The organism is Streptomyces sp. YIM 98790, from assembly GCF_011421595.1.
Lineage (GTDB): Bacteria > Actinomycetota > Actinomycetes > Streptomycetales > Streptomycetaceae > Streptomyces.
The window spans coordinates 13,261-33,922 of record NZ_WTLH01000050.1; the positions used below are offsets into that span (position 1 = coordinate 13,261).

Genomic DNA, 20,662 nt, shown 5'->3' on the forward strand with positions numbered 1-20,662 from the left:
CACTGGCGCCGTGGCGCAAGCCGCGGGCCGTCCACGACCCGGGCAAGGTCCTGCTGGATGTTGCCCTGGCGGTCGCACAGGGCGGGGACTGCCTCGCGGACGTCGCCATGCTGCGGTGCGAGCCGGCCGTCTTCGGCCCGGTCGCCTCCGACCCGACCGTCTCCCGCCTGATCGATACCCTCGCCGCCTCCGGAGAGAAGGCTTTGCAGGCCATCCGGTCCGCACGGTCCGAAGTCCGCAACCGGGTCTGGTCCTTGGCGGGCAAGAAAGCCCCGGGCGCCGACGGACAGATCACGGTCGACCTCGACGGCGTCCTGGTGATCGCGCACTCCGACAAACAGGACGCGACCGCGACCTGGAAGAAGACCTACGGCCATCACCCCCTGACGGCCTTCGTCGACCACGGACCCGGCGGAACCGGNGCCCCGGGCGCCGACGGACAGATCACGGTCGACCTCGACGGCGTCCTGGTGATCGCGCACTCCGACAAACAGGACGCGACCGCGACCTGGAAGAAGACCTACGGCCATCACCCCCTGACGGCCTTCGTCGACCACGGACCCGGCGGAACCGGAGAGCCGGTCGCCGCCATGCTCAGACCGGGGAACGCGGGCTCGAACACGGCCGCCGACCACATCACCACCGCCCGCTTGGCCCTGGCCCAGCTGCCGAAGAAGTACCGGCGCGGGCGGCAGACCCTCATCCGCTGCGATTCCGCAGGCGGCACCCACGACTTCGTGTCCTGGCTCGCGAAGCGAGGACGCTGGCTGTCCTACTCGGTCGGCATGATGATCACCGAGACCATCCACAGCCACGTCCTCAAGATCCCGGCACCGGCCTGGACCCCGGCCATCGAAACGGACGGCGAGATCCGCGACGGCGCCTGGGTCGCCGAACTCACCGGCGACCTGCTCGCAAGCCGGCCCAAGGGCATGCGGCTGATCGTCCGCAAGGAACGGCCTCATCCCGGGGCCCAGTTGCGGATCACCGACGCGGACGGCATGCGGATCACCTGTTTCGCCACCAACACCCCCCACCGGCCGATCGCCGAGCTCGAGCTGCGCCACCGCCTGCGGGCCCGGGCCGAGGACCGCATCCGGGCCGCCCGCGCGACCGGCCTGCGCAACCTGCCCCTGCACCACACCGCCCAGAACCGGATCTGGCTGGAGATCGTCCAGCTCGCCCTCGACCTGCTCGCCTGGCTGCCCATGCTCGCCCTGACCGGCACTGCCCGCCTCTTCGAACCCCGCCGCCTGCGGTTCCGTCTGTTCTCCGCGGCCGCCAGCTCGTCACCACCGGCCGGCGCCGCATCCTCCGCCTCGCCCGCCACTGGCCCTGGACCCAGGAGATCACCGGCGCCCTTGAACGGCTTGCGCTCCTGCCGAACCCTGGCTGACCAGCGGATTCGCCTGCCCCCACGAGAAGGAGACCCAGCCCGGAGCAGTGGAACCCGGCGCCCACCCGAGGCGACACCCGGGCCGTCGGAATGCCCGCCATCAGCCACCGAAAGCGAAACGGTCCACCGACTCCGTCAGCGGACCGTCACGAAAGATCGAGGTTACGAGCTCTTAGCGGCATTCACCTTACGGCGGAATACTCGGTACCCTATCCCGATCACAAGCACCAGAAACATGTAGCAGAAGGAATTCCAGGGAGCAGACATCTGGCGAGTCAGCAAGTAGACCCCGACGACAAGAACAACCACTGAACCGGAGCCCAGGATACGCATGCTCCACGAAGATCTCACCCTTACCACCTCTTTTCCATTTCTCGCTGAATCCTATCCAACTGTCGCTCGAATTTCTTCAGCGGATCCACAACGGGATTTCCCGCGAATCTGCCCGCTATGGCGCCTCATATCGCTCCACCGACCGCCTGAATCGCCCCAGAAGTCCAATTCCAGTTATCAGTACCAGCATTTGCAACAATATAGGCGCCGGCAGCGCCAGAAGCGCCGACAGCGGCACACCCAAGGATGGTGCTGCAGGGTCCAAGACCAACTGCGGTTGCTATGCCTACGCCAGCCGTACCATAATCGCGCCAGTGGGCTGCCAAGTGCTCGTCAACTTCCCTGGCCCAATCCGGCGGAGAGGCAAAAATCCAACTGACCGCTCCGGCCTCCGTCTGGACGAAATAGGTTTCCGGCTGACAGGCGGCCTCCGCAACGCCTATCAGGAACTCGCATACATTGATGAAGCGGTCGATGGGTTCCGCAGGACCCGTCCCCAAATAGTCGAGTACGTCCTGAAGTGTGAAGTCTTGGCTCCCCTCATACCCCCACCAGTATTGCAGTTCCTCATAAACCTCATCACTGAGTGGTTCTCCGGTGGCAAGGATGTCATCCAGAGTCTCCCCCGCTTCGTCTCGGTCCTCTGTTGATTCAGTTACACTCGCAGCCGCATTCGACATCTTCTTCTTCATCACGTTGCCAGGAATACCGATGAACCCTCCTGGCGCTACGGGGAACAGTCCGGTGGGGTCCGAGTGGGTGATGGGGTTGTTGTTGGCGTAGGTGTAGCCCTGCATCTGGTCGGGGTCTGTGGGGTCCATGAGGGGGTCGACGCTGATGAAGCGGCCGAGGGTGGGGTCGTAGTGGCGGGCTCCAATGTGGCTAACGCCGGTGGTCGTGTCGAGGGTTTTGCCGAGGAAGCCCTTGTCGTCGGGCCAGGTGGCGTTGGTGCCGCGTTCGGTGCCGAAGGGTGAGTGGCGGCGTCGGGTGAAGGCCTGACCGAGGGCGGCGATGGCGAGGGTGGCTGTGCCGTGGTGGTCGCTGATGAGGTAGGTGAGGACTTGCTGGCCGGTGGCGTTGCTGCGTACGGCGAGGGTGGTGCTGCCGTTGCTGTAGTGGCGCTGGGCCCAGGTGGTGCCGTCAGCGCGCTGGTGGAGTTCGGTGTCGCCGGCATACAGAACTGTCTCTCCGCCAGTGGTGCGACGGATCAGAAGGGTGCCCGCGGCGTCATAGAGGTACTGGGTGGTCTTGTTGCCTTGCGTGAGCTGGTGCAGTTGTCCTTCGGGACTCCAGTCCAGGGTCTGGGTGGTGCCGTCGGGGCCGGGGCGGGTGGTGGTGTTGCCGGTGGCGTCGTAGGTGTAGGTGTCCTGGGGGTTGGTGCAGGTGGCGGTGGTGGTGGCGGTCAGGGCTCGGGGGTGTGCGGCATCGTCGTAGCAGTAGGTGGTGGTGGTGTCACCGGTGGGGGTGTGCTGGGTTTCGCTGGTGCGGGCGCCGGTGTCGGGGTTGTAGGTCCAGCTGGTCCAGTACGGTGCCGGGCCGCCGAGCGAGTCGGCGTCCGGTGCCTGGGCACAGTCCTGGCCAGCGGGGTCCAGGCGTCGGTGAGGCGGCGGTGGCCGTCGTAGGTGAAGCACTGGGTTTCCGGGGTGGTGGTGCCGCCGAGGGTGACGGGGTCGGCGATGGAGGTGACGTTGCCGGCCTGGTCGTAGATGTAGTTGAGGTCCTGCAGCATGTAGGCGTGGGTGTCAGTGGTGACGTGGCTGCTGCCGACGGGGAGGGCGAGGCTGTCGTAGGCGGTGATCTCGCGGGTGTAGGCCTGTCCGGTGGCACCGCCGGATACGGTGTACCCCGTGCGGCACGTCCGGCCGACGATGCTGCCGGGCCAGCGGGCCGAGACCCACCGGTACTTCTTGTCTGCCCAGTTGGGCGCGCGTGTACAGAGTGACGCCAGCGAACTCCTCCGGCCGTCAATGAGGCGGCACGTGGCGCCGATATATGTACCAGTTTCCTCAGTCACGCATTGGGGCAACACCAAGAACTTGGGCCGATTAAACGCGATGATACTCACAGTGGCAGCCGTGGAAAGGTAGAAGAACCCCGTGATCACAAGGAAGACATGCCCCAGGAAGTCACCGGAGACTACTTGCATTTGCCAAAACCCCCCACTAATCAACGCACCGGACATCGAGAACCCTATCGCAGTGAACGGCACATAGCCGCGCACCACACCCTTGCTGACCTCCTTGCCAAACATGAACATCCGAGCCGCCATATCCAGCGCCGCCTGCGCACTTTTCCACATCCTCAATGCCAAACGACACTGCACTACGGATGCAATCAAGGCCACAGCGCCGAGCAAAACATAGAACACAGCCTTTCACCACCAAAGAGTGATCGCATTATGACTCGTAGTCGGCGAGCACGATACCAAGAACAGCACCACCTTGAAGGACCTCGGCCTTCCCAACAGGTTCGCCCGGCCCGGGCCATGCTGTCGCGGGCGTCGCCGGCCTGGACTTCCACCACGGCATGCCGCAGGGTTGAATTTATGACATCTCTCACGGCACCACGAGCTCGAAATCAGTAATTCAGTCAGCGCCCATAGAAGCGCCGCCGGAAGGAGTACGGCTTACGCCCGTAGAAGAGCAGTCCGATTGCGGCAGGACCAATGACCGCAGCCAGGAGCAAGGAGCCGAATATCTCATCGACGTAGAAGGCGACGGCGAATACCGAGCTGGACCAGGCCCATCCGGCCAGTAGCCAGAACCAGTGGGGAGGATATACGAACCACAATTCCTTCGGATTGCTCTCCGGTCGCCAGTGAGCCTTTTCCAACCTCAGGCTGCGGAGCTCAGGTGAAGTGTGAGGACGGCTTTGACCAGGTCGGTTATGCGGGTCGTGCTGCATCGCAGCTTCCGCAGGAGCCGCCAGGTCTTCAATGTGGCGACGGCTTGTTCTGCCAGGGCCCGGATCTTCGCGTGGGAGCGGTTGCGGGCCTGCTGGCCGGCCGACAGATTCTCCCACCGCCCCCGGTAGGGCACACGTATGGTGCCGCCGGCGCCCCGATATGCCTTGTCGGCCCAGCATGGGAGGTTCACGCTGGTCAGCGTCTCGATAATGCCGTGGGTGCGGGCGGCGCGGATGTCGTGGACTGCACCGGGCAGTGCGGGTGATGCCCACAGCAGGCGTCCGGTGGGGGCACCTCCCGGCCGAAGGCTGGGGGAGGATCGGCAAGGACTTGGATACGTAAGCCTTCGCGCCGAGGCTGTCCGGGCTGCCTCGCGCAGAGGTGGGGCGAGGGCGGCGAGGAGGTCGATGGCTCCGGTGATGTAGCGGTAGGCGGTGGTGGTGCCGGCACCGAACCCGGCCGCGAGCTGGGCGTAGGGGTGGCCGTTGCGCAGGTGAGCGAGCACCAGGAGAGCCTGCCGGCCTGCCGGGAGGCACCGCCATCGGGTCCCGCGCTCCAGACGCCGGGCGGCCAGCAGGCCCGACAGGCAGCGCAGGGGCAGAACCGGACAGACCGACCCCCGATGGGTAGACAAGCACGTAAAGCTCCCCGGCGCACAGCTGGATCTTGACCGACAACCCATCTACCAGGAGCTTCACCCCTTCCCACACCCAGCCCTCACCTCAACCCCCACGACCTCAGGAAGACCGGAAAAGGCTCTCTACCTATTTGACGAATGGCTATTTTTTCCGAAGTGCACCGGCATCCTCCCTCATATGAGGCGGGACCACGAACCTTGGAAAATTGAAGTATATGACGCTCAAATTTGCAACTATGGAGAGATAGAACATCGCCATACATGCAGCAAATACAACGGCAAGCAAGTCACCACCGCCATCGCCGTCCCACAGGCCGCCCGAGACGAGAGCCAATCCGGCGAAGACAAGAGCTGCGGTTGCCGTCGCGGAAGCCCGAACCACTCCCCTATTGACGCTACTCTTCACCGAAAAGGAAATCCTTATCACCGCGCGGCGAGCAAAGGCAGGATTATTCCACACCTTCACTGTGAGCCAGCCATGGAGGCAGGAAACAACGAAAACTGCCACGCCCAAACCGACACGCATGCACCAAACCTTCCCACCGTCAAGAATCAATCCAGTTATGAGTCATGCTCGTGGCGACAACACCAATCAGCCTCCGCCGACCGCGCCGGCGGCTTCCCCACCCCGGGGATAGGGACAGTCATCCCCACCAAAGCTCCCAGTCGAGCATGCCCGGTTTCCGAGAATACCAGCCAATTCCTTGTCACTTGAACCAGGTTTCACCTTTTGTGCATTGCTGACGGAACCACTCGATCCACTACTCTCAGCATTTCCAGTCTTGCCCTTACTCTTGCAGCCGGACTGATCGAATATTTCGCAGGTTCCCGACGGGTAGGTCTCGGTGGCGTCGTCTGCTGCTTACCGGGGCAGCCGGATGGGTCAAACATTTCGCACGTCGTCAGCCCAGTGGGATCCGACAAGGTGACCGGGTTGTTGGCAGCGTAGCTGTACCCCTGCATCTGGTCGGGGCCGGTGGGGTCCATGAGGGGTCGACGCTCAAGCGCAGCAGCACCCGCCGCCGCGCAGCAGGCACGTCGGCCGGAAACCGCAGGCTGGAGCTGTGCACCAAGATCGCTACTGCACACTTCCGGGCGACTTCCCGGACGGCCGTTCCGGCGTCAGTCCTCACTGACCGTGTGCGCTTCACGGAGGCCGGCCGCTCAACCGTGCCGAAGACGCATCCTGCGCCTCGGCCGGTCCCAGCACGGCCGGTCCTCCACCAGGGCCTCGGAAGGGGCAACGGAGGGCGGAATGCACCGACACCCTTGCCGCGGCCTCATCGACGGGGCTGTTTCCCGCCCCGGTGTTGAACGCTCCGCGCTGTGCCGAATGCGTGACGTTGCCCGCGGGTAGAAGCAGTAGGCGCCCGTGGCGGCCCGGGCTACGCCGGCCCACAGCCACCGGACCGCTGCTCGCGCCTTCCGCGCGCACGGCCGGGGCGCGCCGGACACCCCGGCCGCCGTCGCGTCAGCTTCCTCGCACGGAGGTGACGATGGACTCCGACACGGCCGGCGGCAGCGTCACGGTGTCGCGGGCCGGCGCCGTGACGGTGGAGATCCCGCCGCGGTACTGCCCGCTGCCGACGGCGCGGCATCCCGACGCCGCGGTGCTGAACCGGCGGAGCGCGGACTGGATCAACGGGTTCGGGCTGTGCCGGGAAGGTCCCCGGCACACCCGCATGACCGACATCGACTGCGGCGGCTTCTACGGCCGGATCATGCCGCATGCGCCGGCCAACCGGCTGCAACTGGCCGTCGACTGGTGCGTCTTGATGTTCACATTCGACGACATGCACTGCGACGAAGGCCCGGCGAGCAGCGATCCCGCCGCCTTCACCGGCCTGGCCATGCGGATACTGCGGGCGCTGGAGGTGCCCGGTGCGGCCGTGGACACACCGGGCGAGCCCTTTCTCGCCGCCGCCGCGGACCTGGCCCGGCGTGGGCGCGCCATGGGCACGGCCACGCAGGCACGCCGGGTGGTCGATGCCCACCGGTCCTGGTTCCTGGGGGTCCTGTGGGAGTTCGGCCAGCGGCTGCGGGACAGCAGTCCGTGCCTGGACGACTACGCGCACATCCGGCGGTACACCGCCGGCGGGGAGGCCACGCTGTGCTGGGCGGAGATCATCGACGGTGCGCAGATCCCCGACCGGGAGCTGGACGCCCCGGTGGTGCGGGCGCTGACCGAACTTGCCCTGACCGCCGCCGCCTTCGACGACGACCTGTTCTCCTACGGCAAGGAGCTCTGGCTCGCCGCCCGGGAACCCCGCCCGCCGTGCTGCCGGCTCAACCTGCCCGACATCCTGGCTGCCGAACGCGGGCTGCCGACGGAGCGCGCGCTGGCCGAGGCGGTACGGCTCTGCAACCAGCTCACGCTGCGCTTCCTCCAGTTGCGCGACCGCGCACTGGCCGGGGCCCCGGAACCGCTGCGGCGGTACGTGGACCACTTGTCGTGCCTGATCCCGGGAAACCTGGAGTGGGGTCTGCGGGCCGGCCGCTACACCAACCCCGACGGCCGGCATCCCGGCGCGGTGCGCACCACCGCCTCGTTCACCGAGACGGCACCGCCCGCCGGTGCCCCGCCGATTCCCTCCATCGCCTGGTGGTGGGATCCCGACCTGTGATGTGAGCCGCCGCCAGGCACGGGAGGAGACCATGCCGACCACCGTTACCGGCCGCCTGCACACCGTGCCTGCGGCGGTCGTTCTCACCGAACTGCGCCGGGGCGGACCGCTGGGAGTGATCCGGCGGCTCGGCGAGGCGTCGCAGGGAGCGGTCACCCGGCTCGGCCTGGGCCCCTTCCGCCCGCTGTTCGTCTCCCACCCCGAACACCTCCGGCACATCCTGCGCGAGCACACCGGCAACTACCCGCGCGGGGCGGCGATGTGGAGCGCGCTGGGACGGCTGACCGGCAACGGTATCGCCGGGGAGGGGCCGGGCTGGCTGGCGAGCAGGAACATCCTCCGGGCGAGCCTGTCCTCCGGCTACCTGCACGACAGCGGCGAGGAAATGATCACCGCGATCACCGCCGCGCTCCAGGACCTGGCACGGCGGGCGGAAAACGGCCCGGTTGAGGCCTCCACGGAGATGAGCCGCATCGTGCACCGGGTGATCAATCCGCTGTTCTTCGGCTCCCGCATCCCCCAGCCTCAGTGCGACGAGCTGGGAGCCGCCATCACCACTGCGATGAACTCGCTGCTGTGGCGGATGGCGATGCCCTTTGTCCCGCACGCGGTCCCGCTGCCCGGCGACCGGGCGTTCATCCGCGCCACCGCCACGGCCAACCGCATCCTGCTGCCGGTCATCCACCGGGCACGGCAGGGCCGCCGGGACGGCCGTGACCTGATGACCGCGCTGCTCGACGGCACGGACCCCTCCGGCGCCCCGCTGAACGATGCGCACATCAGCCAGGACATCGTCGCGCTGTTCCTGGCCGGATCCGAGAGCAGCGCGGTCACCCTGACCTGGGCCCTGGTCGCGCTGGCCCGGTACCCGGACGTCGCGGCCCGCGTCCGGGAGGAGGCGGACCGGGTGCTGGGCGAGGGTCCGCCGCGGCCCGAACACATCCGGCAGCTCGTCCACACCCAGCGGGTGCTGGCAGAGGTCACGCGGCTGTACTCGGTGGGCTGGGCCGTGCCGCGCACCGCCGTCGCCGACGACGTGGTCGACGGCGTGTTCGTCCCGGCCGGGTCCACGGTGGTGATCTCCCCGTACCTGACCCACCGGCTCGCCGAGTTCTGGCCCCGGCCGGCCCGGTTCGATCCCGGGCGCTTCACCCGGCAGCGCAGCCGCGACCGGCACCCGCTGGCCCACGTGCCTTTCGGCAGCGGTCCGCATCAGTGCGTCGGCCAGGCGTTCTTTCTGCACGAGGCCGCCTTGGTCCTCGCCCTGATCCTGCGCCGCTTCGAGCTCGGTCTCCGTTCCCCGGCTGTTCCCCGCCTGACCCTCACTCTGACACCCCGCGGCCCGGTCGTACTCACCCTGACCCCGCGGAAGCCCTGAACGACCGGTCCGCAGCCCCCGCGGCGGCCGGGCCGCCGCCATACGGCGAGCAGCATGCGGCCTGTGGCGGGCGGCACCTGCACATCCTGGGCCGGCGGGACCCGGCCATCCGGCGCCGCAGACACCCTTCTCCGCATCGCCGAGAACCTCACCGTCCGGCCCGCGAAGGGCCCTGAGCCGATTGCCCCCCACCAGGATCGGGGCCCGCCCCGCCGCACCCCGGTGGCGGCAAGCGCCGGGGACGCCCGCACCGACGCCCCGCACAGGCCGAGGGCCGGATCGAACTGACGACACGCCTGCCGTGCGACGGCTGCCGCGCTGCGGCTCGGCTGCGCACCGGCACCGGCACCGGTCCACGTTCCGCCGGGCAGCGTCACAGCCCCAGTTCCAGGTAGTCGACGTCACCGATCTCCACATCCAGGCCGTCCGCGCGTCGGCCTCGGTCACGGAAGTACGCGAAGCCGAGGCCGCCGGCGAGGATCTGGGCGAGCTGCTGCTCGTCGGCGCCGGCCTGGTGCGCGGCGAGGAGCTGTGCGGCGGCGTCGGGCGGGAGTTGTTCGGTGATGCGCCGCATCCGCGGGTCGTCGGTGGAGCCGCCGGCGGCGGTGAACCCGAACCGCGCCCGGGTCTCGACCACCACGCCAGTCTGCGCGGCCTGCTTGATGGCGCGCTGCCGTAGCCGCGGTTGCCAGGCGCGGCGGATCTCGCGTTCGATCGCGGCGGCCAGGCGCGGGGTGGGGCGTTTGGCCTGTCCGGCGAGATAGCGCTCGACCTGCCGCTGGGAGCAGCCCAGCCGGGCCGCGGTCGCCCGGGTGCTGCCCTTGTCGACGGTGCGCACCAGGTAGCGCACGCGGGCCTGCGCGGACTTCGGGATGGGGCGGGTCTGGGTGGCCTGCAGGGCGGCCTCGATGCTGTTCTGGATCTCACCCACGGCCGCGCTCCTCCTGCCCGGGGTCGGTGGTGTCGGCGGTCGGCACGCCGGTGGCGCGGCGCCTGGCCGGGAAGGTCCTCGCCTTCCCGGCCGGGCGTGCAGTGGGCGGGGTGCAGTGCCGCTGGTGGGCGGCGTGCCGCTCCCCCGCCTGCAGGTAGGAGTTGACGTCCAGGGCGCTGTGGTGGCAGGCCCGCCAGGTGGCGGTCGCGGTGACCAGGTTGAACGCGAACAGTCCGCTCATCGCGCTTCGCCTCCGTCTGTCGCGTCCGTGTCCTTGATGTGGCGGGCGGGGTTGGCGCCCTGGTCCAGCAGTTCGGCGCAGCGCCAGAAGGGCATGGTGCCTTCGTGTTTGACCATCCCGGGCGAGACTCCGAGGCGGAAGGTGCCGGGCAGCGGCCTCCCGGTGGCGGGGTCGTGTGGGAGGACGTCCAGCGGGGACGGCCCGGGCGCAGGGTAGACGACGCAGTCGGACAGCACCGCGACCGGGTAGTGGCCCGCGGCGGCCATGCGCAGCATCTTGCGGTGCATGTTGGTGCGGGCCTGGGCGATGACGGCGGCGCGGATGTCGGGGCGCCAGGTGGGGCGTTCCAGTGCGGGCCAGCGCTCGCCGGGACGGTAGCCGGCGCCTTGGGGGCGTTCGCGCAGCTTCCCGATGCCGCCCTTCACGGTGGCCTTGATCGCGGACAGCACCGCCGCCATCGCCGGGTCGGTGGCCTTGTGGCGCTCCATGGCGGCCAGGAACTCCGGCCCGGCCAGGCCCTTGGCCACGCCCAGGTCGGCCATCGTCTGCATGTAGGCGTCCCGCAGCCGCTCGTACCACGGATCCAGGTACGGCCCGGCCTCCGGGCGCAGCCAGGCTTCCAGCGGCCTCACCTCGTGGCCGAGTTCGGCGGCGTAGGCGAGGGTGGGGGTGGCGTACCAGGCCGGGCCGGCGGGGCGGCGGCCGTGCGGGGTGAACGGGGACGGCAGCCGCGGGTCGGTCTCGACGTGGGAGAGGTCGACGTACCAGCAGCCGGGCAGCTTGGGGTCGAAGCGGGGGCCGTCGGTGTGCACCGGCTCGCCCAGTCCGACGGTGAGCCGGTTCGCGGCGGCGAGGAACGCGGCGTTCACGTCCAGGCCGACCACGAACGGCAGCGCGCACTCGTCATCCGAGAGCAGCTCGGAGTCGCGCACCCAGTCGTACGCCTCCTCATCGAGGACCTGGTCCCCGGGGCGGCCTTGCGCGACCGGGTGCTCATCGGGTGCCTCGGGCGGGGCCGGGTCCACCGGGGCGGTGAGGGAGCCGGGGACCGGGCCGGACGTCCAGCCACCGCCCTCGGTCCGCACCGGCCGGGTGGGCGGGCGCAGCGCGGTCATCAGTTCCAGCCCGGTCACCGCCGTGGAGCCGCGCGGGGTGAGCACGCGGGCGGCGTAGGCGCCCAGCACCCGGGCGACGCCGGCCGCCGGCAGTGTCGCGGTGTCGCCCCAGGCCCGGGCGTCCAGCGCGTCCCACGGCAGGACGGCCAGCTGCACGCACTGCCGCCGCCCGCCGCGGTCCACCGGCCGGAAGATCCTCGCCCACGGCCCGAAGCCGCGCTTCGTGAGCTGCCACCCGGCAGCCACGACCTCGCGGACGACCGGGTGGTCCTCCGCCAGGCGCAGGCCGCGGCGGTCGGCCAGGCGCTCCGGCAGCCCCAGCTTCACGGCGGCCCCGGGGGTGAGCACCACCAGCGGGTCGGAATCCCACCCGTGCCGGTGCAGCCGCGGCTGCCCCAGGCCCGCGTCCAGCGCCCAGGTCACCAGCCCCGGCACCGTGACGGCCGGGCAGCCCAGGGTCCGGCCGTCCGCGAGGTGGGCGGTGCCGCCGCCGTCCAGGACGGCCAGCGGCCCTGCGGGGAACGCCGCATCCGCCGCCGGGCCGGGCGCGGCCGTTGCTGCCGGGCGGAGCCGGGCAGCGGCACGCGGCCCGGACGGACCGCGGCGGGAGGGAGCCGGAATACCGGCCTGGTCAGCCGCCGGTGCGGCAGCGGCGGCGGCCGTCGGCGCCGCGGACGTGCCGGCCGGCTGCTCCCGGACATCGTTCCCGGGTCCGGCGAAGGCCTGCGGCGAGCTCTCGCGGCTGCCCTGCTCCGCTCCTCCGGCCTGCGGCTTCTCGGGAGCGGGGTAGCGGGCGGCGAGGCCTTCGAGCAGCCGCCCATACGCCGCACGGCGTTCCTTGGCCGGGTCGCTGCGGCCGCTCTCCCACCCGGCGACTGTGGACGCCGACACCCCCAGCGCCTTGGCCACCTCGGCGCGGGAGAGGCCGGCGGCGGTGCGCAGCCGTTCCCGCTCCGCGGGCTCCGGCAGCGGTTCTGCTTGTTCCAGCAGCGCGTCGACGGCCGCGAACAGGTCGTTGTTCCGGGGGCTCATCGCGGTGTCTCCTGCTCCGTCGGCGTGGCCGGGTAGAGGTCGGCCAGGCGGCGGAGGAAGTGGGCGTAGGCGGTGCGGCGGGCGCCGGTCGGCCAGCTGCGCCCGGTCTCCCACGCGTTCAGCGTCGTGCGGCTGACGCGCATGGTGGCGGCCACCTGTTGCTGGGTGAGGCCATCGGCTTTTCGCAGTCGCCGGCGTTCGGCCGGATCGGGCAGGTCACGGGGCCGGTCGAGCAGGGCGTCGACGGCGGCCACCAGGTCGGTCTCGGCCTCGGTCATCTCATCACCCCTCCCCCGGAGTTTACATCCCGCTTCACTCACTGCTTTGCATTTCGCCTACATCACGGCAGCACTGAGGAACCCTCCGGGCAGGCCGTGCGATCCGGCCGTCCTATGCCATCGAACCTCGATCATTGCCATCGAAGGTTGATGATCATCAGGTTCGTGCCGCAAAGAGGCATGGTGCGACCTCGTCGACAACCAGGGCGTCCGGATGCCGCCAGCCACTCTCACAGCGCGCCTCAAAACCGTCGGCGAAACTCGGTGGCTGTCCGGACCCGGCTCTGCATACGTTCGGCCGCATGGCTGACGACTGCTTCGCGCATCCACGGCTCGCCGCGATCTACGATCCGCTCGACCCCGACCGCGACGATCTCGATGCCTACCTCCGGATCACAGACGAGTTCGGGGCACGCCGAGTGCTGGACATCGGCTGCGGCACAGGGGTGTTCGCACTTCTCCTGGCTGACCGCGGGATCGATGTCGTCGGCGTCGATCCCGCCCAGGCGTCCATCGACGTCGCCCGGGCCAAACCGGGCAGTGAGCGAGTGCGCTGGATCTGCGGGGATGCGACAGACCTCCCGCCGCTGCAGGTTGACCTGGTGACAATGACGGCGAACGTTGCCCAGGCCATTGCTGATCCGCAGACGTGGCAGCAGACGCTGCGGGAAGCCTGCGAAGCGCTGCGGCCCGGCGGGCACCTGGTCTTCGAAACCCGCGACCCGGCCAGACGCGCCTGGGAAGAGTGGACCCGCGAGAACTCCCATCGCGTGACGGAGATACCAGGCGTCAGCTCCGTCGAGAGCTGGGTCCAGCTCATCGAGGTGAGCTGGCCCCTGGTGACGTTCCGCTGGACCTACGTGTTCGCTGCGGACGGACAGGTGCTGACCTCGGATTCGACGCTGCGCTTCCGAGAGCGGGAAGAGGTCGAGAGGGACCTGGTCACACACGGCTACGTGGTGGAAGACGTTCGCGATGCGCCCGACCGCCCGGGAAGAGAGTTCGTCTTCCTGGCACGGCGTCCATGATCTCCCGTGATCCACGCCACGTGAACTTCAATGGCACACGTCAGGGTTCGTCGGTGTCGACGTGGTCGATCCAGTCGACGGACGTCGGCGGCCCAGTGGCGGGCGCGGCCGCTCTGGGCGAGGAGCAGGGGTCTCTGTCATGGGCTCCGCCAGGCGGTGCCCGACATGGCGCACTGGCAACCGGGCCTTCTGTCCCACCTCGAACCGTTCCCTCGGCCGGCGCCAGGTGACGCCGTCGCAGCGGGCCGTCCACCTGGACGGTGGACGGGCCGTGAAGGGGTTCGGTGAGGCAAGACCACGTCGATTTCACGGAAGAACACGACGTCAGACGGTCCAGAAGGGCGTCCCGGCTCCACGGCCTGACCAGAACGGCTCAGAGGGAGCTGTAGACGGACCCGGCAAGTATCGCGGCCACCAGGGCAGCCCCGGCGTAGAAAATCACATGCCCCAGGGTTCCGTTGGAACCAACCGCGGAGCATCTGCGGGGACGCTGCGGGTCATACAGAACTTCTATGACCTGCCCGCGGTGGAAGTTCTCGAAAGAGACAATCTTCTGCACATACTTCTGCCCATCGACAGCGTATTCAAAATAGCCGTAATTCGAAACACTGCGAACACATCGCCCATGGCTTTTCCGCCCTCGACGCAACAGGATGGCACCACGCAAGGCCGATCGGGCGGGAATGGCAACGATCAAGGCGAACAACAGCCCAAAGAACATCCTTCCCATGGACAACCCCGATCGGATCGGCAGCGCGGCACGCCATCGTAGCAGGATCTCATACATCGGAGAACAGCCGCCTCGAACGGAGTGCCCCTTTCCCCATCGGCCCATCATTCAGCAGAGATCGCCATGCCGGACGAAGGAGAAGCAGAACAGCTCAAGCTGGACTGAGCAGGACGCAGAACCAGTTCAGCAGCCCGAGAACCGCAACGCACTTCCACAGAGGAAAAGCAATGATGCGGGAAAGATCCTCAGCGCGCCGGAGAATCCGCAGGACCTCCCGGCTCGTTTTCCGAAGGAACTGCTCGCGGGAGTCTCGACGGAGCAGTCGGCGGAGGAGCACACCGCCGTCGCGGACCATGTCCGCCGAGTCACGAGGCGTCGGCAGCACGTGGTGGCGCCGGCACCGGTCGGGGCGCCCGGCCGGACTGGCCGCCCGGACCGCGGCCGAGGTCGCGGTCGCAGCGGGAAGGCATCCAGGGGGCGGACTGCCGGTGAAAGCCGCGTGCCCTCATGGCAACCTGGCGCCGTGACCGATGACGCTCCGTCACTCAGGAACGGAAAAGCCCAGCTCACGCAGACGGGGCAAGCACGCTGCGAGACATTGCTCCACCGACGCGGCGTCGGTTCGCACAAGGACGTCCTCGCGTAACGGGGCCCCACTGGCGACAAAGGTCCATGGCTTGCGCCTCTCAGCCATCCGCTCGGCGTCGGCCTTGAAGAGCACGGTTATGCCCTGTTCAGCCAGTGCTTCCATGATCGCGACGACGTCCACCGGCGCTCCCCCTCCCAAAGCGCTTCGATCGTGCTGCCGGACGAACCTGCCTGCTCCAAGCCAGACCCGGATACCGCCCTCATCACCCCAAGTGCCAATCGCGCCGCCTCCGGCCGGAATGCGCGACGCCTCAACATGCGGGTCCACCAGTCCCGAGGCTGGCCTCCCGGTGGGTCAGGAGCTGGATGCGCCGATCTGATTCCGGCTGTGCGACCGGCCGGCCCTTCCTCGGTGCCCTGCCGACGGGCTGCCGCCCGCTGCAAGGCCGGCCGGTCTGGGTGACCCTGCGCTCGGCGTGATCGTCAGCCGGAGGCACGTGCTTCTCCGGGATGCGGCCGGGCGAAAGTACCCTCGGTCGCTCCAGTCGCCGGCGCCGGGAGGACTCATGGGCGGGAACGATCCGCACATCCACGTTCAGTCGAAGGTGGTCCACGACGATGCCACAACCCGCAACCTGTTGGCATCCACGTTCGGCCTGGTCGGTGACCTGCCGAGCGTTGTCACTACGGGATGCGGGCTGCGGGTGCCGTATGCGATGACCTCTCCTCGCCCGGATCGTGTCACCTGCCTTGCCTGCCGCGAGCACGCGCGGCGCGAGCACCTGCGCTTCTCGGAGGAGGTCGAACGCTTGAGCCGCATGGCGGGATCCACCATCAGCCCTGCCCAGGGGAAGCTGGCCGCAGACAAGCATCGTGACCTCGCGCGGAGGTTCTCCGACGCGGAGGGCTGAGTCCGTCGCTGGAGCATCGGCCGACACGACGCCATGTGCGGAATCGCCTACCGCAGCCGTCGGGGTCGCGGGGCATCACCGCAGTGGAGCCGGCCGAGCGGGGACGGTTGCCACCGGCACCGGCGGAGCGTTCGCGCGCAATGCCGGCCGGTGCGTCTGCCGGGAGCTCCGGGCGCTCGCCGCAGGGCTGCCGGAGCGGCCGGGACCCGTGAGCCGACGCGAGCCGGCGGCGGGCTCCGCCGGGGACGCGGGCGTCGCCCCGGCCGGGTCCCTGGCGCCGTTCGGTGTCACCGCCCCCCTGTGGGGGTCCTCGGCGGCGGCAGTGGGGCGGCGGGGGCGGGCGGTCGGGTGCGCCGCGCCGGCGACGGCCTCAGCCGTCAGAAGGTGACATCGATGTCCACATCGGTGCTGCCGCAGCTGTTCTTGCCCGGTTCCAGCGGAGTCTGGGCAAGATTCCCGCCCAGCAGCCCGGCTCCGCCTCGGTGCGAGCTGCCTGCCATGGAGCCGGGGGAAAGGATCAGGCAGGTGTTTCCGAAGGAGGGATTTCCCACCGCTCCCACACCTCCCGCCCATGCCGGCCCGCCGCCCGGCACCACCGCCGCCCCGGCGAGAACCGCTGCCGCCCACATGCGCCCGCCCGCCATCACTGCCTCCCGGTACCCGTGGGACGAAAGCCGCCGTCCTCAGTAACGCCCGTCGCCACCGGCGGTTACGCCCCCGCATCCCGCCGTGGCGCGAACGTGCCGTCAAGGGCACGCCATCGCGCCGGGGGCCCACCGGCAGCCCTGCCGGGTAGCCGCTCCCCCGGGCCGCACGGCTCCACCGCCGCCGGGCGAGGGCGGGATCCGGGCGGGCCGGGTCCGCCGGCCGGGACGCGTTTCAGGGCCCTCCGCGTCGGCCACCCGTGACGCGGCCGAGGAGCGACGCAGGGAGAAGCCCATGCCGGTGCGCACGGGTCATGTGCTGATCGTGGGCGGCGGGATCGCCGGCTTCGCGCTGGCGGCCGGGCTGCGGGACCGCGGGGTCCGGGTGGAGGTGGCCGAGCAGGCGCCGGACTGGTCCGTGGCGGGCTATGGGCTGACGCTGTGGCCGGCCGGCATGGCCGCGCTGGAGCGGCTCGGCCTGGCCGGTGCCGCAGCAGCCGTCGGAGGCCCCGTGGACCGGTGGACGGTACGGGACACCGAAGGGCGGATCCTGGCCCGCTTCCGCGGCGGGATGCGGGCAGGCCGGCCGCTGACGGCGATCCACCGCGGCGATCTGTGCCGCATTCTGCGTCACCGGGCCCGCGGTGTGCCGGTGGCCATGGGCACCACCGTGAACAGGATCCGCCCGTACGGCACGGGGGTCCAGGCCCGGCTGAGTGATGGCCGGGACGTGGTGACCGACCTGCTCATCGGCGCGGACGGCGTCACCTCCCGGGTGCGGGACCTGGCTTTCGCGGACCACCGCACCGTGGACACCGGAACCCAGGTGTGGTCGTTCTGGGCCCCGCGCGGGGTGGCCGTGCCCCAGGAGTTCACCGAGACCTGGAGCCGCGACGGCACCACGCTGCTCACCGCGCCCATCGGTGACCGGTACATGGTCTCCTTCGCCGCCCCCGCGCCGCCGGTGGGCGGCGCCGCCCTGACCGACCACACCGGCACCGGCCACTGGCTGCTGGACCGGCTGGTGGAGGCTCTCGACGGCGCCGGTGTCTTCCACGACCGGCTGCGCGAGGTGCACGCCCGCCACTGGGTGAACGGCCGCATCGTGCTGTGCGGGGACGCCGCCCACGCGGTGCACCCCATCGTCGGCACCGGCGCCACCCTTGCCCTGGAAGACGCCGAGTTCCTGGCCCGCGGGGTGCCGGAACATCTCGACTCGTGCCTGCGGCTCTACCCCCTGCACCGCAGGCGGCGGCTCGTGCCCGTACGGGCCGCCGCCACGTTCGCCCGCACACTGACCTTCACCCGGCAGCCGGCACTGACCGCGGTCCGGGACCGCCTGGTAAGTGTCGTCCCGGAGACCGTGCTCGGCCGCTTCGGCTGACCGTCCCGTACCGGATCACCGAAGGGCGGCGCGGGCGGCCGCGCGGGGCCGTCACGCGCGGCAGGCCCGGCAGGTCGCGGTCGCGGTCGCGGTGAGGCGGAGGACGAGCAGGCTGCTCACTCCTCGTCCCGGTCCCCGCGGTCAGTGAGGTGGCGGGCGGGGTCGAGGCCCTGGCCGATCAGTTCCGCGCGGCGCACCCGGTCCGGCCGGTGTCCCGGCCGGCCGTCCCCCCACAGGAGGTGCCGGCCGTCGCCGTCGCCGTGCCGGTGAGCGCCGCCCGGAGCAGGGCGCCGAGGTGGGTGGCCAGCCGTCCGCGGGACCAGCGGCGGTCCACGGTGAGCCCTTCCACGACGTCGGAGGCGGACAGCGCGAAGATGATGTCCGCGGCTGTCACCGCGGTCCACGGCGGCACCAGCCGCCCTTCCGCCTGGAGCCACTGCGCGAGCCTCCGGCAGTTGGCGTACTTGGCCTGTGAGGTCCTTGCCCGGTGGGCTGCTGCGTCCGGGTCGTTGTGCTGCTCGCGTGCCACGGCCCGGTCCACCGCCAGCACCCTGGTGTGGTAGCGCGCCAGATGCGCGGCCCAGGCGTCCAGGGCGGCCCCGGCGTCGGCGGCGTCCCACACCCGTTCCAGGGAGTCCGCAAGCCCCTCCGCCTCGGCCACGTGGTCGAACAGCGCCCCGACCAGTTCCGCTCGCGAGGCGAAGTGCAGATAGACGGAGCGGCGGGTGACCCCCGCGCGCTCGGCGACCGCGGCCATGGTCAGCGCTCCGAACCCCCGCTCCTCCAGCAGCGCCCGGGTGGCGTCCAGCAGCGCCGTGCGGGTGCGGCGGCCACGCGCGGTGGTGGGCTGCGCCACAGCTTCTCCTTCAGTCGGTTCCTTCCAAACTACTTCACAGTGCGTGTAGGCTAGAAACTACACACACTGTGAATCTGTTACCGGGAACCTGCAGCTCGGCGACGGCGGAACGCACCACGGGCGCCGATGCCACTCATGCGCCGCTCCGGACCGGAAACGGCGCGCCCTGGCCGGAGTCCCGCCCGGGGCGGCGGTCGCCGCCGCCCCGCCGCACACCACGACCCGCCGCGGCCGGCACCTGCCGGATGCCGAGGAGGAATCATGACCGACGGACCCCCTGTGTTCACCCCGGCCGAACGCGCCTTCCTGGCCGGCCAGCGCCTGGGACGCCTGGCCACCCTGGCACCGGACGGCTCCCCCCAGCTGCGCCCGGTGGGCTTCACGCTCGACGCCGGCTCGGGCGTGATCGACATCGGCGGACACGCGCTGGAACGCACCCGGAAGTTCCGCAACGTGCAGCGCGACGGGCGGGTGGCCTTCGTGGTCGACGACCTGGCGTCGGTGGAGCCCTGGAGGCCCCGCGGTATCGAAGTCCGGGGCACGGCGCAGGCACTGCCGGCCTCCGGCAGCCGCCCCGCGGTGATCCGGATCCACCCGCGGCGGGTGCTCGGCTGGGGCATCGACAGCGACGGGCTGGCGCCGCCCTCCAGCCGCGAGGTATCACCGCACGTGCCCCCCGCGTGACCCCCGGCCGGAGCCGGCGTCTGCGGGGGCCAGCGGGGGGCCGTGGTCCTGATGTTCCTCCCGGCGTCCGACGCGTAGTTCTCCGCATCACCGCCCCGCCCTCAGCCGGGCCGCGGCTCCGGACTCCGGCGCCCGGAACTCACGACGGTGCGCCCGCGCATCCGGGATGTCCCCAGGTCCTGCCGATCCTGACGATGGAATCGCCCTTGGCGTACGGCCGAGAACAGGGACAGGTCCCGGGATACCTGGCGGACAACGGCCGCGTCCTGCGCGAGGCGCTCTTCGCCGTGGAGGAGACGGCACGCCGGCGGGCAGCGGCCGACGCGTCCACCGGATCCGGGACCGGCAGGTCGGCGGATGTCCCTGCGGCGGGCTGCTGGGCCCGGGCCGCGTCGCCGGCCGCCTTGTCCGCGATCGCATTCAGCGGGTCGCCGTCCAGCCGGTGGGCGGGGACGTGCACGAAGTCCACCGCACGGCCCCGCAGCAGTGCGTCGATGCGCTCGACCAGCTCACGGTTGGCGACCGGCCTGCCCCCGGCCGTCCTCCAGCCGTTGCGCTTCCACCCCGGCAGCCACTTGGTCACCGCATCACGGGTGTAGGTGCTGTCCAGGCGCACCTCCAGCGGCACCGCAGGGTCCGTCGCGGCCAGCAACCGCTCCAGGGCCGTGAGTTCGGCGGCATTGTTGGTGCTGCGGCCCAGCGGCCCGGCCTGCCAGCGCTGCGGTGTCCCGGCACCGTCCGCGATGACAAAGGCCCAGCCCGCGGGGCCGGGATTGCCTTTCGACGCCCCATCACACGCCGCAATGACCCGTTCGACCATGCCTTCCATGATCGCAGCATCGCGAGAGCCGGTGCGCACGGGAAGCCGGAGAGGGAGACCTCGGCGGCCGGGCCGATGACGCCACGGGGGCGGCCCCGCGCCCCGCGCCCCGCACCGCGCCCGCCGCCGGCACGCGCGCCGCGCCTG

Annotated in this window: 18 protein-coding genes and 2 pseudogenes; 7 read left to right on the forward strand and 13 right to left on the reverse strand. The window is 70.2% G+C overall.

Annotation, left to right across the window (positions count from 1 at the left end):
- A pseudogene (locus GQS09_RS11390) lies at positions 1-1,396 on the forward strand (IS1380 family transposase); the annotation flags it as partial.
- Positions 1,397-1,854: 458 nt separating this feature from the next.
- Here GQS09_RS11390 and GQS09_RS30650 read toward each other — a convergent pair.
- The 4 genes and pseudogenes from GQS09_RS30650 to GQS09_RS11405 form a co-directional block, all read right to left on the reverse strand.
- Positions 1,855-3,135, reverse strand: a complete 1,281-nt coding sequence (locus GQS09_RS30650; RefSeq protein WP_313896092.1) for an RHS repeat-associated core domain-containing protein — start codon at positions 3,133-3,135, stop codon at positions 1,855-1,857.
- Positions 3,132-4,097 carry a hypothetical protein gene (locus GQS09_RS30655; RefSeq protein WP_313896091.1) on the reverse strand — a complete coding sequence of 322 codons (966 nt, stop codon included), beginning with the start codon at positions 4,095-4,097 and terminating at the stop codon, positions 3,132-3,134. The genes GQS09_RS30650 and GQS09_RS30655 overlap by 4 nt, the downstream gene beginning before the upstream one ends.
- Before the next feature lie 466 nt (positions 4,098-4,563).
- Positions 4,564-5,272 (reverse strand): annotated as a pseudogene (locus tag GQS09_RS11400) (transposase family protein).
- Positions 5,273-5,413: 141 nt separating this feature from the next.
- The gene (locus GQS09_RS11405; RefSeq protein ID WP_165985909.1) at positions 5,414-5,797 is read right to left on the reverse strand and encodes a hypothetical protein; all 384 of its coding nucleotides are present in this window, start codon (positions 5,795-5,797) and stop codon (positions 5,414-5,416) included.
- 970 nt (positions 5,798-6,767) lie between these two features.
- On the opposite strand from GQS09_RS11405, the gene GQS09_RS11410 reads away from it, so the two are divergent.
- The gene (locus GQS09_RS11410) at positions 6,768-7,895 is read left to right on the forward strand and encodes a terpene synthase family protein (RefSeq protein WP_207957701.1); all 1,128 of its coding nucleotides are present in this window, start codon (positions 6,768-6,770) and stop codon (positions 7,893-7,895) included.
- 31 nt (positions 7,896-7,926) lie between these two features.
- The gene (locus GQS09_RS11415) at positions 7,927-9,273 is read left to right on the forward strand and encodes a cytochrome P450 (protein ID WP_165985910.1); all 1,347 of its coding nucleotides are present in this window, start codon (positions 7,927-7,929) and stop codon (positions 9,271-9,273) included.
- A 373-nt stretch (positions 9,274-9,646) separates the two neighbouring features.
- On the opposite strand, the gene tpg is transcribed toward GQS09_RS11415, so the two are convergent.
- The 4 genes from tpg to GQS09_RS11435 are packed head-to-tail and all read right to left on the reverse strand — an operon-like array spanning position 9,647 to position 12,870.
- Complete coding sequence (gene tpg, locus GQS09_RS11420) at positions 9,647-10,204, reverse strand: telomere-protecting terminal protein Tpg (protein WP_165985911.1); 558 nt, start codon at positions 10,202-10,204, stop codon at positions 9,647-9,649.
- Complete coding sequence (locus tag GQS09_RS11425) at positions 10,197-10,445, reverse strand: hypothetical protein (protein ID WP_165985912.1); 249 nt, start codon at positions 10,443-10,445, stop codon at positions 10,197-10,199. The genes tpg and GQS09_RS11425 overlap by 8 nt, the downstream gene beginning before the upstream one ends.
- The gene (tap, locus tag GQS09_RS11430; RefSeq protein WP_165985913.1) at positions 10,442-12,592 is read right to left on the reverse strand and encodes a telomere-associated protein Tap; all 2,151 of its coding nucleotides are present in this window, start codon (positions 12,590-12,592) and stop codon (positions 10,442-10,444) included. The genes GQS09_RS11425 and tap overlap by 4 nt, the downstream gene beginning before the upstream one ends.
- On the reverse strand, positions 12,589-12,870 hold the full coding sequence (locus GQS09_RS11435) for a helix-turn-helix transcriptional regulator (protein ID WP_165985914.1): 282 nt from the start codon (positions 12,868-12,870) through the stop codon (positions 12,589-12,591). Before GQS09_RS11435 ends, tap begins: the two co-directional genes overlap by 4 nt.
- A 302-nt stretch (positions 12,871-13,172) precedes the next feature.
- Between GQS09_RS11435 and GQS09_RS11440 the strand changes: the two genes are divergently transcribed.
- Positions 13,173-13,898 carry a bifunctional 2-polyprenyl-6-hydroxyphenol methylase/3-demethylubiquinol 3-O-methyltransferase UbiG gene (locus tag GQS09_RS11440; RefSeq protein WP_165985915.1) on the forward strand — a complete coding sequence of 242 codons (726 nt, stop codon included), beginning with the start codon at positions 13,173-13,175 and terminating at the stop codon, positions 13,896-13,898.
- A gap of 373 nt (positions 13,899-14,271) precedes the next feature.
- Here GQS09_RS11440 and GQS09_RS11445 read toward each other — a convergent pair whose 3' ends face one another.
- Together GQS09_RS11445 and GQS09_RS11450 are read right to left on the reverse strand one after the other, a co-directional pair.
- A complete protein-coding gene (locus GQS09_RS11445) occupies positions 14,272-14,685 on the reverse strand; it encodes a hypothetical protein (protein WP_165985916.1) in 414 nt (137 codons plus the stop codon).
- 484 nt (positions 14,686-15,169) lie between these two features.
- Positions 15,170-15,397: a hypothetical protein gene (locus tag GQS09_RS11450; protein WP_165985917.1), complete on the reverse strand. Its 228-nt coding sequence runs from the start codon at positions 15,395-15,397 to the stop codon at positions 15,170-15,172.
- 385 nt (positions 15,398-15,782) lie between these two features.
- Between GQS09_RS11450 and GQS09_RS11455 the strand changes: the two genes are divergently transcribed.
- Entirely contained in the window at positions 15,783-16,127 is a 345-nt protein-coding gene (locus GQS09_RS11455; RefSeq protein WP_165985918.1) for a hypothetical protein, read from the forward strand.
- Positions 16,128-16,504: 377 nt separating this feature from the next.
- Here GQS09_RS11455 and GQS09_RS11460 read toward each other — a convergent pair whose 3' ends face one another.
- Complete coding sequence (locus tag GQS09_RS11460) at positions 16,505-16,678, reverse strand: hypothetical protein (protein WP_165985919.1); 174 nt, start codon at positions 16,676-16,678, stop codon at positions 16,505-16,507.
- A 388-nt stretch (positions 16,679-17,066) separates the two neighbouring features.
- Here GQS09_RS11460 and GQS09_RS11465 point away from each other — a divergent pair, with 388 nt between their 5' ends.
- Complete coding sequence (locus GQS09_RS11465; protein WP_165985920.1) at positions 17,067-18,155, forward strand: NAD(P)/FAD-dependent oxidoreductase; 1,089 nt, start codon at positions 17,067-17,069, stop codon at positions 18,153-18,155.
- Positions 18,156-18,333: 178 nt separating this feature from the next.
- Here the strand turns inward: GQS09_RS11465 and GQS09_RS11470 are convergent, their stop codons facing one another.
- Positions 18,334-19,011 (reverse strand): TetR/AcrR family transcriptional regulator, encoded by a 678-nt coding sequence (locus GQS09_RS11470; protein ID WP_165985921.1) that lies wholly within the window; start codon positions 19,009-19,011, stop codon positions 18,334-18,336.
- 261 nt (positions 19,012-19,272) lie between these two features.
- Here GQS09_RS11470 and GQS09_RS11475 point away from each other — a divergent pair, with 261 nt between their 5' ends.
- Positions 19,273-19,695 (forward strand): PPOX class F420-dependent oxidoreductase, encoded by a 423-nt coding sequence (locus tag GQS09_RS11475; protein WP_165985922.1) that lies wholly within the window; start codon positions 19,273-19,275, stop codon positions 19,693-19,695.
- A gap of 139 nt (positions 19,696-19,834) precedes the next feature.
- Here the strand turns inward: GQS09_RS11475 and GQS09_RS11480 are convergent, their stop codons facing one another.
- Positions 19,835-20,515: a ribonuclease H gene (locus GQS09_RS11480; RefSeq protein ID WP_165985926.1), complete on the reverse strand. Its 681-nt coding sequence runs from the start codon at positions 20,513-20,515 to the stop codon at positions 19,835-19,837.
- Positions 20,516-20,662: the final 147 nt, after the last annotated feature.

Bases quoted from the DNA above. Each gene is read 5' to 3' on its own strand.
- GQS09_RS11440 (WP_165985915.1), top strand. From the start codon at position 13,173: ATGGCTGACGACTGCTTCGCGCATCCACGGCTCGCCGCGATCTACGAT.
- GQS09_RS11410 (WP_207957701.1), top strand. From the start codon at position 6,768: ATGGACTCCGACACGGCCGGCGGCAGCGTCACGGTGTCGCGGGCCGGC.
- GQS09_RS11445 (WP_165985916.1), bottom strand. From the start codon at position 14,685: ATGTATGAGATCCTGCTACGATGGCGTGCCGCGCTGCCGATCCGATCG.
- GQS09_RS11455 (WP_165985918.1), top strand. From the start codon at position 15,783: ATGGGCGGGAACGATCCGCACATCCACGTTCAGTCGAAGGTGGTCCAC.
- GQS09_RS11435 (WP_165985914.1), bottom strand. From the start codon at position 12,870: ATGACCGAGGCCGAGACCGACCTGGTGGCCGCCGTCGACGCCCTGCTC.
- GQS09_RS11415 (WP_165985910.1), top strand. From the start codon at position 7,927: ATGCCGACCACCGTTACCGGCCGCCTGCACACCGTGCCTGCGGCGGTC.
- tap (WP_165985913.1), bottom strand. From the start codon at position 12,592: ATGAGCCCCCGGAACAACGACCTGTTCGCGGCCGTCGACGCGCTGCTG.
- GQS09_RS11425 (WP_165985912.1), bottom strand. From the start codon at position 10,445: ATGAGCGGACTGTTCGCGTTCAACCTGGTCACCGCGACCGCCACCTGG.
- GQS09_RS11405 (WP_165985909.1), bottom strand. From the start codon at position 5,797: ATGCGTGTCGGTTTGGGCGTGGCAGTTTTCGTTGTTTCCTGCCTCCAT.
- GQS09_RS11475 (WP_165985922.1), top strand. From the start codon at position 19,273: ATGACCGACGGACCCCCTGTGTTCACCCCGGCCGAACGCGCCTTCCTG.
- GQS09_RS11465 (WP_165985920.1), top strand. From the start codon at position 17,067: ATGCCGGTGCGCACGGGTCATGTGCTGATCGTGGGCGGCGGGATCGCC.
- GQS09_RS11480 (WP_165985926.1), bottom strand. From the start codon at position 20,515: ATGGTCGAACGGGTCATTGCGGCGTGTGATGGGGCGTCGAAAGGCAAT.